The organism is Isoptericola sp. GX10416 (assembly GCF_056590155.1).
In genome coordinates this window covers 83884-100893 of the sequence record NZ_JBWPVO010000003.1, presented here as the reverse complement: position 1 = coordinate 100893, position 17010 = coordinate 83884, and the positions used below count along the sequence as shown (strand labels likewise).

At 71.0% G+C, this 17010-nt stretch carries 14 protein-coding genes; 13 read left to right on the top strand and 1 reads right to left on the bottom strand.

Annotation, left to right across the window (positions count from 1 at the left end):
* Positions 1-144 precede the first annotated feature (144 nt).
* The 6 genes from chvE to ACWAT2_RS06210 all read left to right on the top strand — a co-directional run bounded on the left by chvE (position 145) and on the right by ACWAT2_RS06210 (position 7417).
* Positions 145-1302, top strand: a complete 1158-nt coding sequence (gene chvE / locus ACWAT2_RS06235) for a multiple monosaccharide ABC transporter substrate-binding protein (protein WP_402372283.1) — start codon at positions 145-147, stop codon at positions 1300-1302.
* Between the two features lie 138 nt (positions 1303-1440).
* Positions 1441-3000: a multiple monosaccharide ABC transporter ATP-binding protein gene (mmsA, locus tag ACWAT2_RS06230; protein ID WP_402372282.1), complete on the top strand. Its 1560-nt coding sequence runs from the start codon at positions 1441-1443 to the stop codon at positions 2998-3000.
* Positions 2997-4175: a multiple monosaccharide ABC transporter permease gene (mmsB, locus tag ACWAT2_RS06225; RefSeq protein WP_402372280.1), complete on the top strand. Its 1179-nt coding sequence runs from the start codon at positions 2997-2999 to the stop codon at positions 4173-4175. Before mmsA ends, mmsB begins: the two co-directional genes overlap by 4 nt.
* 91 nt (positions 4176-4266) lie before the next feature.
* Positions 4267-5451, top strand: coding sequence for an ROK family transcriptional regulator (locus ACWAT2_RS06220; RefSeq protein ID WP_402372278.1), 1185 nt, complete (start codon positions 4267-4269; stop codon positions 5449-5451).
* Positions 5448-6203: an ATP-binding cassette domain-containing protein gene (locus ACWAT2_RS06215; RefSeq protein ID WP_402372276.1), complete on the top strand. Its 756-nt coding sequence runs from the start codon at positions 5448-5450 to the stop codon at positions 6201-6203. The genes ACWAT2_RS06220 and ACWAT2_RS06215 overlap by 4 nt, the downstream gene beginning before the upstream one ends.
* 89 nt (positions 6204-6292) lie before the next feature.
* Positions 6293-7417, top strand: coding sequence for a substrate-binding domain-containing protein (locus ACWAT2_RS06210; RefSeq protein WP_402372274.1), 1125 nt, complete (start codon positions 6293-6295; stop codon positions 7415-7417).
* 18 nt (positions 7418-7435) lie between these two features.
* On the opposite strand, the gene purU is transcribed toward ACWAT2_RS06210, so the two are convergent.
* A complete protein-coding gene (purU, locus tag ACWAT2_RS06205) occupies positions 7436-8338 on the bottom strand; it encodes a formyltetrahydrofolate deformylase (RefSeq protein WP_402372272.1) in 903 nt (300 codons plus the stop codon).
* Positions 8339-8367: 29 nt separating this feature from the next.
* On the opposite strand from purU, the gene ACWAT2_RS06200 reads away from it, so the two are divergent.
* The 7 genes from ACWAT2_RS06200 (at position 8368) to ACWAT2_RS06170 (ending at position 16815) form a co-directional block, all read left to right on the top strand.
* Entirely contained in the window at positions 8368-8949 is a 582-nt protein-coding gene (locus ACWAT2_RS06200; protein WP_402372270.1) for a GNAT family N-acetyltransferase, read from the top strand.
* Between the two features lie 35 nt (positions 8950-8984).
* Positions 8985-10007, top strand: coding sequence for a LacI family DNA-binding transcriptional regulator (locus tag ACWAT2_RS06195; protein ID WP_402372918.1), 1023 nt, complete (start codon positions 8985-8987; stop codon positions 10005-10007).
* 92 nt (positions 10008-10099) lie between these two features.
* A complete protein-coding gene (locus ACWAT2_RS06190; RefSeq protein WP_402372269.1) occupies positions 10100-11716 on the top strand; it encodes a xylulokinase in 1617 nt (538 codons plus the stop codon).
* Positions 11717-11747: 31 nt separating this feature from the next.
* Entirely contained in the window at positions 11748-12458 is a 711-nt protein-coding gene (locus ACWAT2_RS06185) for an L-ribulose-5-phosphate 4-epimerase (protein WP_402372268.1), read from the top strand.
* 50 nt (positions 12459-12508) lie between these two features.
* Positions 12509-14020, top strand: a complete 1512-nt coding sequence (araA, locus tag ACWAT2_RS06180; RefSeq protein WP_402372266.1) for an L-arabinose isomerase — start codon at positions 12509-12511, stop codon at positions 14018-14020.
* 189 nt (positions 14021-14209) lie between these two features.
* Positions 14210-15229 carry a LacI family DNA-binding transcriptional regulator gene (locus tag ACWAT2_RS06175; RefSeq protein ID WP_402372264.1) on the top strand — a complete coding sequence of 340 codons (1020 nt, stop codon included), beginning with the start codon at positions 14210-14212 and terminating at the stop codon, positions 15227-15229.
* The gene (locus ACWAT2_RS06170; protein WP_402372262.1) at positions 15229-16815 is read left to right on the top strand and encodes a sugar ABC transporter ATP-binding protein; all 1587 of its coding nucleotides are present in this window, start codon (positions 15229-15231) and stop codon (positions 16813-16815) included. Before ACWAT2_RS06175 ends, ACWAT2_RS06170 begins: the two co-directional genes overlap by 1 nt.
* The last annotated feature ends 195 nt before the right edge of the window (positions 16816-17010 follow it).

The following is a 17010-nucleotide window of genomic DNA, read 5'->3' as shown; positions in this document are numbered from 1 at the left end:
GTGATGCCCCAGCGTTGACTTCAAGTCTCGAAGACAGGAAAGTTGTGTCCGGCCTCCTTCTGGAGGCTGCGGTCCGGCCCCGACGGGGCACCGGTGGTGAAGGTCGCCGCCGGAGGACCCTCGACGACGAGAAGGAGCGCGAGGATGCGACTCGGCAAGAAGATGGGCGTGGTCGCCGCAGGTGCGGCGCTGGCGCTCACCCTGACCGCATGCGGTGGCGAGGGTGCCGGTTCCGGCACCGAAGAGGCCGCAGGCGACGGTGACGAGAACGTCAAGGTCGGCGTGGCCATGCCCACCCAGACCTACGAGCGCTGGATCCAGGACGGCGGCAACGTCGAGGCCGGGCTCGAGGAGCTCGGCTACCAGGTGGATCTGCAGTTCGCCAACGACGACATCCCGACCCAGACCCAGCAGATCGACTCGATGATCACCGAGGGCGTCGACGTCCTCATCATCGCGTCCATCGACGGGACGGCACTGACCAGCCAGCTCGAGGCCGCGGCGGCGGAGAACATCCCCGTCATCGCCTACGACCGCCTCATCCGGGACAGCGAGAACGTGGACTTCTACACCACGTTCGACAACTTCGCCGTGGGTGTCGCCCAGGCGAACGCCCTGCTGCGTGGCGTCGGCTACCTCGACGAGAACGACGAGCCGACCGGTGAGGAGGGCCCGTTCAACGTCGAGCTCTTCGCCGGTTCCCCGGACGACAACAACGCGCACTTCTTCTTCGACGGTGCGATGTCCATCCTGCAGCCGCTGCTCGACGACGGCACCGTCGTCGTCCCCTCGGGTCAGGTGAACTTCGACCAGATCAGCACCCAGCGGTGGGAGCTGGAGACCGCCCAGAGCCGGATGGAGGACCTGCTGACCTCCACGTACACCGGCAGCGACGAGGAGCTGGACGGCGTGCTGGCCCCGGCGGACGTGCTCTCGCGGGGCATCATCAACGCCCTGCAGGGTGCGGGCATGGGCCCGACCCTCGAGGAGGGCCTGCCGGTCGTCACCGGGCAGGACGCCGAGATCGCCAACGTCGCACTGATCGACCAGGGCGTGCAGTCCTCGACCATCTTCAAGGACACGCGCCTGCTCGCCGAGCAGGCCGTCGCCGCGGCGCAGTCCTTCGTCGAGGGTGAGGACCCCGAGGCGAACGACACCGAGACGTACGACAACGGCGTCAAGGTCGTGCCGTCGTACCTGCTCGAGGTCGAGACGGTCTTCGCCGAGGACATCGCGCCGATCCTCGTCGACTCCGGCTACTACACCGCCGAAGAGGTCGAGTCGGGCCAGGCCGCGGAGTGATCCGTCGGTCCTGACCGAACTCATCGCGGGCAGGCCCGCCCGTCGTGCGCTCCGGCCACGGCGGGCGGGCCGCCCCGGGTCCGCCGTCGGCTCCCGCCGCGGCCGCTACCCCCCACCGAAGGAGGGACGAGAGCGCAGATGAGCACCATTCTGGAGATGCGCTCCATCACCAAGGAGTTCCCTGGCGTCAAGGCGTTGTCCGACGTCAGCCTCACCGTCGAGCAGGGCGAGATCCATGCGATCTGCGGTGAGAACGGTGCCGGCAAGTCGACGCTGATGAAGGTGCTGTCGGGCGTGTACCCCCACGGCACCTACGACGGCGAGATCGTCTTCGACGGCGCCACGGCGGAGTTCGGGTCGATCTCGGACTCCGAGCAGCGAGGCATCGTCATCATCCACCAGGAGCTCGCGCTGGTGCCGTACCTGTCCGTCGCCGAGAACATCTTCCTCGGCAACGAGATGCGCGGCCGCTTCGGGCTCATCGACTGGAACGACGCGAACCACCGGGCGGCGACGCTCATGGAGCGGGTCGGCCTGCGCGAGAACCCCACCACGCCCATCGGCCAGCTCGGCGTGGGCAAGCAGCAGCTCATCGAGATCGCCAAGGCGCTCTCGAAGGAGGTGCGCCTGCTCATCCTGGACGAGCCGACCGCCGCGCTGAACGACACCGACTCCGAGCATCTGCTCGAGCTGCTGCGGGCGCTGCGGGACCAGGGCATCACCTGCATCATCATCTCGCACAAGCTCAACGAGATCGAGGAGATCGCCGACCGCACCACCATCATCCGGGACGGTCAGACGATCGAGACGATCGACATGACCGAGGAGAGCGCGACCCAGGACCGCATCATCCGCGGCATGGTAGGTCGCGACCTCGAGCACCGGTACCCGGAGCGCGAGAGCGTGCCCGGGGAGGAGGTGCTGCGCGTCGAGAACTGGAACGTCGACCACCCCACCCAGGCCGGACGGCAGATCATCTACGACGCGTCGTTCCACGTCCGCGCCGGCGAGGTCATCGGCATCGCGGGCCTCATGGGCGCGGGCCGCACCGAGCTGGCGATGAGCCTCTTCGGGCGCTCCTACGGCCGCAACATCCGCGGCAAGATCTACAAGGACGGCAAGGAGATCCAGGTGCGGACGGTCGCCGAGGCGATCGAGCACCACATCGCCTACGCCACCGAGGACCGCAAGCAGTACGGCCTCAACCTCATCGACGACGTCCGGCACAACATCTCCGCGGCGGGCCTGCGTCAGCTCGCTCCCGGCGGCTGGATCAACGGCAACGAGGAGCTGCGCATCGCCGAGGAGTACCGGACCTCGATGAACGTCAAGACTCCGAACGTCCTCGTCGACGTCGGCACGCTCTCGGGCGGCAACCAGCAGAAGGTCGTGCTGTCCAAGTGGCTGTACACCGACCCGGACGTGCTGATCCTCGACGAGCCCACCCGTGGCATCGACGTCGGTGCCAAGTACGAGATCTACACGATCATCAACAAGATGGTCGCGGCGGGGAAGGCGGTCGTCGTCATCTCCTCCGAGCTGCCCGAGCTGCTCGGCATCTGCGACCGCGTGTACGCCCTCGCCTTCGGTCGCATGACCGGTGAACTTCCCGTCGCCGACGCGACGCAGGAACGCCTCATGGAGCTCATGACCCTCGAGCGCGACCAGCCCCTGCCCACGAACGGAACTGCCTCATGAACGCCATCGCCTCGGTCCGGGACGCCCTGACCCGGAACATGCGCCAGAGCGGCATCCTCATCGCCTTCGTCGCGATCGTGGTGCTGTTCGCCGCGCTGCACCCCAGCTTCCTGTCGCCGACCAACCTGACGAACCTGATCCTGCAGTACTCCTACATCCTGATCCTGGCGATCGGGATGGTGATGATCATCATCGCCGGGCAGATCGACCTGTCCGTCGGCTCGGTGGTCGCCCTGACCGGAGCCGTCTCCGCCGTCGTCGTCGTCCGCGAGGGCATGCCGTGGTGGGCCGGTGTGCTCGCCGCGCTGGTCGTCGGCCTGCTCGTCGGCATCTGGCAGGGCTTCTGGGTCGCGTACGTCGGCATCCCCGGCTTCATCGTCACCCTGGCAGGCATGCTGCTCTTCCGCGGCCTGACGTTCCTCGTGCTGGACAACCGGTCGCTGTCGCCGTTCGGCGGCACCTACTACGAGGTCGCCAACGGGTTCCTCAACGGACTGCTGGGCGGCTACGGGTTCGACGTCTTCACGCTCGTGATCTTCGGGATCGCCGTCGTCGGCTACGGTGTGTCGCAGTGGCGCTCGCGCCAGGGCAAGGTCGCCTACCAGCAGTCGGTCGAGTCCCTGCCGCTGTTCGCGCTCAAGATCCTCGTGGTCGCCGCGGTGGTCATGTGGTTCGGCTACCAGCTCGCCTCCTCGCGCGGCCTGCCGGTCGTGCTGATCATCCTCGCCGTGCTGATCATCGCCTACACGCTGGTCACCCAGAAGTCCGTCTTCGGTCGGCACATCTACGCCGTCGGCGGCAACCGCCACGCGGCCGAACTGTCGGGTGTGGCGGTGCGCAAGATCAACTTCTGGATCTTCGTGAACATGGGCTTCCTGGCCTCCATCGCCGGCGTCGTCTTCTCCTCGCGGATGAACAGCGCCCAGCCCGGCGCGGGCAACATGTTCGAGCTCGACGCGATCGCCGCCTGCTTCATCGGTGGCGCCTCCACGACCGGTGGTGTGGGCCGTGTCGGCGGCGCCATGATCGGTGGTCTGATCATGGCCGTCATGTCCAACGGCATGCAGCTGATGGGTGTGCCGCAGTCGATGCAGCAGGTCATCAAGGGCCTGGTGCTTCTGCTGGCGGTCGCCTTCGACATCTGGAACAAGAAGCGCGCCTCCGTGGCCCGCTGAACCGGATGACGGCCGCGGACGGGCGGGTGGGTCCTCCCACCCGCCCGTCCGGCTTCCCCATTCGCTCCGGATCGTGAAGGGACGGCACCCGATGGCGGGATCTCAGTCGTCGCTGCGCGAGGCAAACCGCGCCCGCGTCGCGGACGCGGTGAAGAGGCACGGTGGCCTCACCCAGGTCGAGCTCGCCGGCGCGACGGGGCTCTCGGCGGCGACGGTCTCGGCGATCGTCAAGGACCTCGTGGCGGCCGAGATCGCCGAGGTCCGCAGCACCGTCCGCTCGGGGCGCAGGGCGCAGCTGGTGACCCTCGCTCACCGTGTCGGGCTGGTGGCGGGCGTCGTCGTCGGCTACCGGCACCTGCGGGTCGCCCTCGCCGACGTCTCGCACGAGGTGCTCGCCGAGCAGATCCTGCCCCTGCCGGCCGACCATCGCTCGGACACCAGCCTGGACCGCGTCGCGCTGCTCGTCGTGGACCTGGTGGAGCGGGTCGGCGCGGACCTGGGCGAGCTGCTCGGCATCGGCGTGGGGCTGCCCGCCCCGGTGAACCCCGCCACCGGCATGGTCGGCCTGCGCGGCGTGCTGCGGGGCTGGGACTCCGTCCAGATCGCCCAGGTCCTGGAGAAGCGGCTCGCGCGCCCCGTCTTCGTGGACAACGACGCCAACCTCGGGGCGCTGGCCGAGTCGACGCTCGGTGCCGGGCGTGAGCTGCGTGACCTCCTCTACGTCAACGTCTCGCAGGGCGTGGGTGCGGGCCTCGTGGTGAACGGCCGGGTCCACCGCGGTGCGGACGGCACCGCCGGAGAGATCGGTCACGTGCAGGTCGACCCTGCCGGCCGGATCTGCGCCTGCGGCAGCCGAGGCTGCCTCGAGACCGTCGTCGGCGGCCCGGCCCTGCTGGAGCCGCTGTATGCCAGCTACGGGCATCTCACGTTGCGAGACGTCGTCCGGCTGACCAAGGACGACGACCCGGGCTGCCGGGAGATCGTGGCCGACGCCGGCGCGACCGTCGGCGGTGTCGTCGCGGCGCTCGCCACCGGCCTGGGGCCGCAGCGCGTCGTCGTCGGCGGGGACCTGGCCGAGACGGGCGAGGTGTTCCTCGCCCCGCTGCGCGAGGCCCTGCGACGACGCACGGTGCTGAGCCGGTCAGGTGGTCCCGACGTGGTGCCGGCCGCGCTAGGGTTGCGTGCCGAGCTCCAGGGTGCGATCGCGCTCGCCCTGGAGAGCACCGACCTGTTCGAGCGACCCGACAGCACCGACGACGAGGGAGCGGGACGATGACGCCGCCGACCGACGGCACGCGCCGGCGCTCGCCCCTGCTCGCGCTGCGTGAGGTGAGCAAGAACTTCGGTGCCGTCGAGGCGCTCGTGGGCATCGACCTCGAGGTGTACTCCCACGAGGTCGTCGCCCTGGTCGGTGACAACGGCGCAGGCAAGTCGACGCTCGCCAAGGTCGTGGCGGGTGTGCTCACACCGGACGCGGGCCAGGTCGAGATCGAGGGGAGGCCGGTGACGATCCACTCGCCCTCTGCCGCCAACGCCCTCGGTGTGGCCAGCGTCTTCCAGGACCTCGCGGTGTGCGAGAACCTCGACGTCACGGCCAACGTATTCCTCGGACAGGAGATCCGTGGCCGGGCCGGCATGCTCCGTGACGGGCAGATGGAGGTCGACACACGCCGCCTCCTGGAGCACCTGACGGTTCGCATCCCGTCGGTGCGCACACCGTTGCGCAGCCTCTCCGCGGGGCAGCGCCAGGCAGTGGCCATCGCGCGGACGCTGATCGGCGAGCCGCGTATCGTCGTGCTCGACGAGCCGACGGCGGCGCTCTCCGTGGCGCAGACGGCCGAGGTGCTCACGCACATCGAGCGACTGCGGGAGATGGGGCTCGGGGTGATCCTCATCAGCCACAATCTCAACGACGTCCGGGCCGTCTCGGACCGCATCGAGGTGATGCGGCACGGGCGCAACAACGGGTCGTTCCCCGCCTCCGCGAGCCACGAGTCCATCCTGGCCGCGATCACCGGGGCTGCCTGACCGATCGATGTGATCAACGCACGCCGCACGGCGTGCGATCGAGACACGGAGTCCGCACGTGGTACGGCGGACTGAAACGGAGGAACGCGATGAATCGACGACTGGCAGCGGGCGCTGCCGTCGTGGGGACGGCCGCTGCGCTCGTCCTGTCGGGTTGCGGGGCCGACGAGGAGGAGGCCCCCAGCGGGGCGGGCACGATCGGTGTGGCGATGCCGACCGAGACGTCCGAGCGCTGGATCTCTGACGGCCAGACGCTCGCGGCCGGGCTCGAGGAGGCGGGCTACGACGTGGACCTGCGATACGCGGGCGACGACACCGCCGGCTTCAAGCAGGCCGACCAGGTGCAGGCGATGATCGACGGCGGTGCCGAGCTGCTGATCATCGCGGCCGTCGACGGCGCCGGTCTGGGTGACCAGCTCAAGGCTGCCGCGGCGCAGGACATCCCGGTCATCGCGTACGACCGGCTGCTTCTCGAGAGCGACGGCGTCGACCACTACGTCACGTTCGACAACTACGCCGTCGGCGTCGCCCAGGCCACGTCGCTGCTGCAGGGCATCGGCGTCGTCGACGACGACGGCGAGCCCACCGGTGACGAGGGCCCGTACAACATCGAGCTGTTCGCCGGTTCGCTCGACGACAACAACGCGCACATGTTCTGGGAAGGCGCGATGGACACGCTCGCGCCGTACCTCGAGGACGGCGTCGTCAAGGTGCCGTCGGGCCAGACCGAGATCGTCGCGGCCGAGACGTGGCGCTGGTCCAAGGACCTGGCCCAGGACCGGATGGAGAGCCTGCTCGCGCAGTTCTACGCCGACGGCACCGAGCTGGACGGGGTCCTCTCGCCGTACGACGGCGTCTCGCGGGGTGCCATCACCGCGCTCGCGCTGGACGGTCTGGGCCCGAAGATCGCCGACGGGATGCCCGTCGTGACCGGTCAGGACGCGGAGGCCGCCTCGGTCAAGCTCATCCGCGAGAAGATGCAGTACTCCACGGTGTTCAAGGACACGCGTCTGCTGGCCGATGCCGCGGTCGCGGCCGCGCTCGCCTACCTGGAGGGCGGGGAGCCCGAGGTCAACGACACCGAGACGTACGACAACGGGGTGAAGATGGTGCCGACCTACCTGCTCGGCGTCTCGACCGTCAACCGCGGTGACATCGACGAGGTCCTGGTGGACAGCGGCTACTACACCGACGACGAGATCACCGTCGGCTGACGCCCGGACCCGTCGGCGTCAGTGGAAGACGACCGTGCGGTGGCCGTCGAGCAGCACGCGGTGCTCGGCGTGCCACCGCACGGCGCGGGCGAGGGTGCGTCGCTCGACGTCCTCGCCGAGCGCGACGAGGTCGGTGACGGCCCGAGAGTGGTCGACCCGCTCGACGTCCTGCTCGATGATCGGGCCCTCGTCGAGGTCGCCCGTCACGTAGTGCGACGTGGCGCCGATCAGCTTCACGCCCCGCTCGTGCGCCTGCGCGTAGGGCCGTGCACCCTTGAACGACGGCAGGAACGAGTGGTGGATGTTGATGACCTGCCCGGACAGGTCACGGCACAGCTGGTCCGACAGGATCTGCATGTACCGGGCCAGCACCACGAGCTCGACGTCGAGCTCGTCGACGAGCTGCCGCAGCCGGTCCTCGGCCGCGGCCTTGGTGTCCTGGGTGACGGGCACGTGGTGGAACGGCTTGCCGTAGAACGCCGCGATGTCCTCCAGGTCGCGGTGGTTGCCCACCACCCCGACGACCTCGATCGGCATGCCCTGGTCCCGCTCGCGGTAGAGCAGGTCGACCAGGCAGTGGGCGGCGCGGGACACCATGACGAGCGTCCGCACGGGGCGACCCACGACGTCGAGGGTCCAGGTCATCTCGAAGCCTGCCGCGACGTCGGACATCGCGGCCTCCAGCTCCTCGCGCGAGGCGTGCGACTCGACCTGGACGCGCATGAAGAAGGTGCCGGACCCGGGGTTGCCGAATTGCTGCGACTCGGTGATGTTCCCGTCGTGCGCGGCGAGCATCCCGCTCACGGCGTGCACGATGCCGGGGCGGTCCGGGCAGGACATCGTCAGGACCCACTCGGTGGGGCGGCCCGGGCGCGAGCCGGTGGTCGTCGGAGGGGTCGGCTGTGTCGTCACGCACGCCATTGTCGCCCACGGTCTGCCACGATGGGGCCATGAGCGACACGACCGCCGTCCCGGACGGCGCCGCGGGCGGCACCGCAGCACCCGACAAGTCCACCCGGATCGCCCTGGTCGCCGACGACCAGGCCGGCGAGCTGCTGACGCTGCGGCGTGCGGCGTTCGTCTCCGAGGCGCAGCTGTACGACGACCCGCACATCCCGCCGCTGACGCAGACGCTCACGGAGCTGCGCGAGGACATGGCGCGCGAGGACATCGTGACGATCGGCGCGTGGGAGGGCCACCGGCTCGTCGGGTCGATCCGCGTCGAGGTGGAGGGCCCGAAGGCGACGCTGGGCCGGCTGGCGGTGGCCCCGGACCAGCAGGGCAAGGGCCTGGGCACCACGCTGATGTTCGCGATCCTCAACTACCTGCCCGAGCAGGTCACCGAGATCTGGGCGTTCACCGGCAAGGACTCCAAGCACAACCTCGCGCTGTACACCAAGCACGGCTACGAGGCGCAGTACGACGAGGCCGCCGGTCAGCTCACCATGACCTACCTGCGGCGGGTGCTGCACGCGGTCGACGCGCAGCAGGTGGACGAGGACGCCGCGGGTTCCTCCGCCGACCGCCCGTGACCGGCCAGGAGGCGCGCCGGGCCAGGCGTCCGTCGATGGCGGACGTCGCGGCCGTCGCCCACGTATCGCACCAGACCGTCTCGCGGGTCCTCAACGGTCACCCGAGCGTCCGCGGTGAGACGCGCGAACGGGTGCAGGCCGCGATCGAGCAGCTCGGCTACCGGCGCAACAGTGCGGCACGTGCTCTGGTGACGTCCCGCTCGGCCACGCTGGGCGTGGTGACGACGGGCTCTGCGCTCTTCGGGCCGACGAGCACGCTCATCGCCGTGGAGGAGGCGGCGCGGGACAAGGGCTACTTCGTGTCGGTCGCGACGTTGCGCGCGTACGACACGACGTCGATGCACGAGGCGCTCGAGCACTTCATGGCTCAGGGGGTGGACGGCATCGTCGTCATCGCGCCGCACGACGACGTGGCCGCGGCGGTCGAGTCGTTCCGCGCACCGGTGCCGGTGGTGGTCGTGGCGGCCCTCGAGGAGACGACGGCGGGGCGCGAGCCGGGAGGTCCGGCGTCGGCCACGATGTCGGCGGCGGTGGACCAGCGTGCGGGCGCCCGGGCGGCGACGGAGCACCTGCTCGGCCTGGGCCACGCCGACGTGGTGCACGTCGCGGGACCGCAGGACTGGTTCGACGCGCGCGAGCGTGCCGCGGGCTGGCGCGAGGCGCTGGAGGCGCACGGGGTCGAGGCGACCCGGCCGCGGACCTGCTCGTGGTCGGCCGAGGACGGCTATCGCGCGGGCCAGGCCCTGGCGGAGGCGGTCGTGGCGGGGGAGGGCCCGACGGCGGTGCTCGCGGGGAACGACCAGCTCGCCCTGGGGATCCTACGGGCGCTGTGGGAGCGCAACCTCGGCGTGCCGGACGACGTCTCGGTGGTCGGGTTCGACGACATGGCGGGCGCCGCCTACTTCGTGCCGCCGCTCACCACGGTGCGCCAGCCGTTCGCCGCGCTCGGTGCCCGGTGCGTCGCGATGGTGCTCGCGTCGCTGGCCGGCGACGAGGTGGCCGTGGAGCGGATCCAGCCGGAGCTCGTGGTGCGCTCGTCCACGGCGCCCCCTCGGTGAGCGCGCGGCCCAGGCCTGCCGCGTGCGGCTTGGAGCTCGCGCCATGTGAGCGCTAACATCATGCTGACCCGAACCAAGGAGTGAACACGGCGATGACGCTGCAGGACCAGGCGACCGTGCGGGACGCCATCACAGCCGGGCGGACGACGCTCGGGATCGAGCTCGGCTCGACGAACATCAAGGCCTGTCTCGTCGGCCCGGACCACGTGCCGGTCGCCGCCGGGAACCACGCCTGGGAGAACGAGTTCGTCGACGGCGTGTGGACGTACTCGCTCGACGCGGTGCACGCCGGGCTGCAGGGCGCCTACGCGGCGCTCGTGGCCGACGTCGAGGAACGCTACGGCGTCCGGCCCACCACCTACGCCGGGCTCGGGGTCTCCGCGATGATGCACGGCTACCTGCCGTTCGACGCCGCCGGCGACCTGCTCGTGCCGTTCCGCACCTGGCGCAACACCAGCACCGGACCTGCCGCCGCCGAGCTCTCCGAGCTGTTCGGCCACAACGTCCCGCTGCGGTGGTCGATCGCCCACCTCTACCAGGCGATCCTCGACGACGAGCCCCACGTGCCGCAGATCGCCTCGTTCACCACCCTGGCCGGCCACGTGCATCGGGCCCTGACCGGCCGGCACGTGCTCGGCGTCGGCGACGCGTCCGGCATGTTCCCCATCGACCCCGCCACGCGGGACTACGACCAGCGGATGCTGGGCCAGTTCCGGCACCTGGTCGCCGCCAAGCGCCCCGGGTTGCAGGTCGAGGGTCTCCTGCCCGCGGTGCTGCCCGCGGGAGCGGACGCCGGGCGGCTCACCCCCGAGGGCGCCGCGCTGCTCGACCCGACCGGCACCCTCGAGCCCGGGATCCTGCTCTGCCCGCCCGAGGGCGACGCCGGGACGGGCATGGTCGCCACGAACGCGGTGGCTCCGCGCACCGGCAACATCAGCGCCGGTACCTCCGTCTTCGCGATGGTCGTCCTCGAGGAGCCGCTCACGAGCGTGCACCACGAGCTCGACCTGGTCACCACCCCCGCCGGTGACCTCGTCGCGATGGTGCACTGCAACAACGGTGCCAGCGAGCTCGACGCCTGGGCCGGGATGTTCGGCGAGCTCGCCGCCGCGCTCGGGCACGACGGCGGTGCCGACGAGGTCTTCGGCGCCCTCTTCCGGGCGGCTCTCGACGGTGAGCCCGACGGCGGCGGTCTGCTCGCGTACAACTACCTCGCCGGGGAGCCGATCACGGGCCTCGACGAGGGCCGGCCACTCGTCGTCCGGACGCCCGGCAGCCGCCTCACGCTCGCGAACTTCATGCGGGCGCAGATCTACGGCGCGTTCGGCACGCTGGCGCTCGGGATGCGCGTGCTGCACGGCGAGGGCGTCGCCATCGACACGATGTTCGCCCACGGCGGCGTGTTCCGGACCGAGGGCGTGGCGCAGCGGCTGCTCGCCGCCGCCGTCGGCGCACCCGTCGCCGTCGGCCGCACGGCGGGGGAGGGCGGCGCCTGGGGCATCGCCGTCCTGGCGGCCTACGCGCGCGCGGCCACCGACGCCGGGGACGGCGCGGAGTCCCTCGCCGACTACCTCGGCACGCGGGTCTTCGCCGACGCCGAGCTGGAGGTCGCCGAGCCCGACGCCGACGACCTGGCCGGATTCGCCACCTACCTGGAGCGGTACACCGCCGGCCTCGCGGTCGAGCGTGCCGCCACCGAGGCGCTGTAGCGCCGTCCCGACCGAACGGAGAACGATCCCGATGCCGATCACCGAGGTGCCCGACCACCTGCGGGCCGCCGTCGACGCCGCCAAGGAGAAGGTCGCGGCGCTGCACGCCGAGCTGCCTCGCTGGGAGCTCGTCGTGTGGACCGCCGGCAACGTCTCCGAGCGGGTGCGCAACCCGTCCGGAGGTGCCGGGGGCGCCGACGACCTCCTCGTCATCAAGCCCTCCGGGCTGTCCTACGACGACATCACGCCGGACGCGATGGTGGTGTGCGACCTGGAGGGCGCGCTGGTCGAGGGCGAGCGTGCGCCGTCGTCGGACACCGCCGCCCACGCCTACGTCTACCAGCACATGCCCGAGGTGGGCGGCGTGGTGCACACGCACTCCACGTACGCGACGGCGTGGGCGGCGCGCGGCGAGGAGATCCCGTGCGTGCTGACGATGATGGCCGACGAGTTCGGCGGCCCCGTCCCCGTGGGCCCGTTCGCGATCATCGGTGACGACTCGATCGGCCGCGGCATCGTTGAGACGCTGCGGGGCTCCCGCTCGAAGGCCGTACTCATGCAGAACCACGGCCCGTTCACCATCGGGTCCGATGCCAAGGCGGCCGTCAAGGCCGCCGTGCTGTGCGAGGAGGTCGCCCGCGCGGTGCACGTCGCCCGCCAGCTCGGCGAGCCGCTGCCGATCGCGCAGGAGCACGTCGACTCGCTGTACGACCGCTACCAGAACGTCTACGGCCAGCGCTGACCCGATGCGGGCCGACGTCGGCCCTCGTCCGACCCTCTGAAAGGAAGCACATGAGCAAGCCCTACGGCGACCGCGAGGTCTGGTTCCTCACCGGCAGCCAGGACCTGTACGGACCCGAGACCCTGGAGCAGGTCGCGCAGCAGTCCCGCGAGGTCGCCGAGGCGCTGGACGCCTCCGGGGACGTCCCGGCGAAGATCGTCTGGAAGCCCGTCCTGAAGGACTCGGCCTCGATCCGTCGCGCCATGCTCGACGCCAACAGCGACGACGGCGTCCTCGGCGTCATCACCTGGATGCACACCTTCAGCCCTGCGAAGATGTGGATCGCCGGGCTCGACGCGCTGCGCAAGCCGCTGCTGCACCTGCACACGCAGGCGAACGTCGAGCTGCCCTGGTCCGAGATCGACATGGACTTCATGAACCTCAACCAGGCCGCGCACGGCGACCGCGAGTACGGGTACATGCTGTCCCGGCTCGGCGTCGCGCGGACCACCGTGGTGGGGCACGTCTCGAACCCGGCCGTCCAGCGTCGCGTCGGCACCTGGGTCCGCGGTGCCGCCGGATGGGCCGCCACGCACGAGCTCACGCTCGTCCGGTTCGGCGACAACATGCGCAACGTCGCCGTCACCGAGGGTGACAAGACGGAGGCCGAGCTGACGTTCGGCGTCTCGGTCAACACGTGGGGCGTCAACGAGCTCGTCTCCGCCGTCGAGGAGGTCTCGGACGAGGCTGTCGACGCGCTGGTGGCGGAGTACGCCGAGCTCTACGACGTGGCGCCGGAGCTGCGCGCGGACGGTGACCGGCACGATTCGCTGCGGTACGCGGCGCGCCAGGAGATCGCCATGGAGGCGTTCCTCGTCGAGCGCGGCGCCAAGGCCTTCACCACGAACTTCGAGGACCTCGGCGACCTGCGCCAGCTCCCCGGGATCGCGGTGCAGCGCCTCATGAGCAAGGGGTACGGCTTCGGCGCGGAGGGCGACTGGAAGACGGCCGTGCTGGTCCGCGCCGCGAAGGTCATGGGCGAGGGCCTGCCCGGTGGCGCCTCTCTCATGGAGGACTACACGTACGACCTCACGCCGGGGAACGAGCTCATCCTCGGCGCGCACATGCTCGAGATCTGCCCCTCCCTGACGACGTCGAAGCCCCGCGTGGAGATCCACCCGCTCGGCATCGGCGGCAAGGAGGACCCCGTGCGCATGGTCTTCGACGCGGACGCGACCTCGGACGCCGTCGTCGTCTCGCTGGCCGACATGCGGGACCGGTTCCGCCTCACCGCGAACGTGGTCGACGTCGTGCCGCCCACCGCGGAGCTGCCGAACCTGCCCGTGGCCCGTGCCGTGTGGAAGCCGCGTCCGGACTTCGCGACGTCGGCCGAGGCCTGGCTGACCGCCGGCGGGGCGCACCACACGGTGATGTCGACCGCGGCCGGCATCGAGGCCTTCGAGGTGTTCGCCCAGATCGCCGGCACCGAGCTGCTGGTGATCGACGAGTCGACCACGCGGCGCGGGTTCACCGACCAGGTGCGCTGGAACCAGGTGTACTACAAGCTCGCCCAGGGCCTCTGACCCCACCCCCTGAACCCCCTCGCGCTGTGGGTGCACGACACGCCGCCGAGCCCGATGGCTCGGCGGCGTGTCGTGCACCCACAGCGCGAGGGGGTGGGCCGGCGACGAGCCGTCGGACGCCGGCGGTATCCTGTGTTCGCCGCACCGCGCCGCGCGTCGGCCGTCCGGCGGAACCCGATGGAGGCCTGCATGGCGAGTCCCGGTGTCGACAAGCCGAACATCCGGCAGGTCGCGCAGCTCGCCGGCGTGTCGCACATGACCGTGTCCCGGGTCCTCAACGACCACCCGAACATCCGGGAGGCCACCCGGCGGCGCGTCGAGGAGGCCATCGAAGAGCTCGGCTACCGCCCGAGCCTGACGGCTCGTGCCCTCGCCACCCAGCGCAGCCGCCGCATCGGCGTCCTCGTGGAGAGCGCGATGACGTTCGGGCCGACCAGCACGCTGTACGCCGTCGAGTCCGCCGCCCGCGCCTCCGGCTACGAGGTCAGCTCGGTGCTCCTGCGCGCCGGCGAAGAGATCAGCCCGCAGGAGGCCGTCGACCACCTGATCGCGCTGGGCATCGAGGCGCTGTGCGTCGTCGCGCCGAGATCGTCGTCGATCGCCGCGCTGCGCCGCATCGCCGTCGGGGTGCCCGTGCTCGTGGTCAAGCCTGACAAGGACCCGACGTTCCTCACGGTGACGGTCGACCAGCAGGCCGGGACGACGCTCGCCGTCGACCATCTCGTCTCGCTCGGGCACCGCGACATCCTGCACCTGGCCGGCCCGCTCGACTGGCTCGACGCCCGGACGCGCGAACGCGCCTTCCGCGCCCGGGCGAGGTCGTGGGGCCTGCGCGAACGCCCGATCGTCGTCGGCGACTGGACGGCGGACTTCGCGTACGACTTCGCCCGGGGGATCCGTGAGCTGCCCGAGTACACGGCCGTGTTCGTCGCGAACGACGACATGGCCGTCGGGTTCGTGCACGGGCTCCACGAGCGGGGCTTCTCCGTGCCCGACGACGTCAGCGTGGTCGGCTTCGACGACATCCCGCTGGCGCGGCACGTCATCCCGCCGCTGACCACCGTGCGGCAGAACTTCGACGCGCTCGGCGTCTCCGTCGTCGACGTCCTGCGGGCCGCGATCGAGGAGCGCGAGATCCCGGACGTGACGCGGACCCCCGCCGAGATCGTCGTGCGCGCCTCGAGCGCCGCACCGAGGAAGGTCGACTGATGGCGGCCCGGGAGACGCGTCCGGAGGCGACGGCACGGCCCGTGGTCGAGATGCGCGGGATCACCGTGGAGTACTCGGGCGTGCGGGTGCTCGACGGCGCCGACCTGACGCTGCGTCCCGGCGAGGTGCACGCGCTGATGGGGGAGAACGGCGCCGGCAAGTCCACGCTCATCGGCGCGCTGACGGGCACCGTGCCGCTCCTGGCAGGCACCGTGCGGGTCGACGGCGAGGCCAGCACTCCCACGAGCGTCGCCCGGAGCCGGGCGGAGGGCATCGCGACCGTCTTCCAGGAGTCGCACCTGAGCCCGCACCTGTCCGTGGCCGAGAACATCATGATCGGCCACGAGGTGCGGGGCCGGTTCGGCATCCGCTGGGCGCGGAGCCGGGAGCGGGCCTCGGCGGCGCTCGCCGCCCTGGGGATCGACGACGTCGACCCGCGGGCACCCCTGGACTCGCTGTCACCCGCGACCAAGCAGCTCGTCGCGGTCGCCCGCGCGATCGTCCTGGAGCCGCGGGTGCTCGTGCTCGACGAGCCGACGTCGAGCCTGGACGAGGCGGAGGCCTCCCAGCTCCTCGGTGTGGTCCGGCGGCTGCGGGACCAGGGCGTCGCGGTGCTGTTCGTGTCCCACTTCCTGGAGCAGGTCCTCGAGGTCAGCGACCGGCTGACCGTGCTCCGGGGCGGTCGGGTGGTGGCGGAGTACGTCACGGCCGAGGTGGACCGGGCCGAGCTGATCTCGAAGATGCTCGGTGAGGACATCGACGCGTTGCAGGCCCTGCACTCGCAGCGGCTGGAGCACCACTACGCCCGGTCGTCGAACCAGGTGACGCTGCGGGCGGCGTCGATCGGCCGCCGGGGCACGCTCGAGCCCACCGACGTCGACCTGGCGCGGGGCGAGGTCGTCGGCTTCGCGGGGCTGCGGGGCTCGGGCCGCACCGAGCTCGCCCGCCTCATGGGTGGTGTCGAGCGGCCGGACCGGGGCGAGCTCTGGCTGGACGGCGACCGGGTGCACCTGCGGGGTCCGGCGTCCGCGCTGCGGCACCGGATCGCCGTGTCGAGCGAGAACCTGCGCCACGACGGCATCATCGCGGGCCTGACGGTGCGGGAGAACATCGTGCTGGCCCTGCAGGCGCTGCGCGGCTGGACCCGGCCGTTGTCCCGGCCCGAGCAGGACGCCGTGGTGGACGTCTACCTCGACGCGCTCAACCTGTCCCACGAGGACCTGGACCGGCCGGCCGGCGAGCTGTCCGGCGGGACGCAGCAGAAGGTGATGCTCGCGCGGCTCCTGGCCACGCGGCCGCACGTGCTGATCCTCGACGAGCCGACGCGTGGCATCGACATCGCCGCCAAGCTCGACATCCAGCGTCGGGTGGCGCGGCTGGCCGGCGAGGGGGTCGCCGTCGTCTTCATCTCCTCCCAGCTCGAGGAGGTGGTGCGCCTGAGCGACCGGATCGTGGTCCTGAAGGACCGGGAGAAGATCGGCGAGCTGAGCAACGGGCCGGGCGTCACGGTGGACACGATCGTCGAGATGATCGCGGCCGAGCTGGACGGGCAGCTCGACGGGCCGGAGCTCGACGACGAGGACTGAGCCGGTCCGTGCTGCCGGCCCGTGCCGCCGGTCCTCGCGTGCGGGTCCGTGCATGCTCGCTCGTCCGGGCGGTGACGTTACGAGATCGTGACGTCCAATTGTGGACACGTCGTTGTGACCGGTCACATCTAGCACTATGTTAGCGGTCACAAAGCAAGTGTGCCGGAGGGTCGGAGCTGACCCACGGCCGGTGGA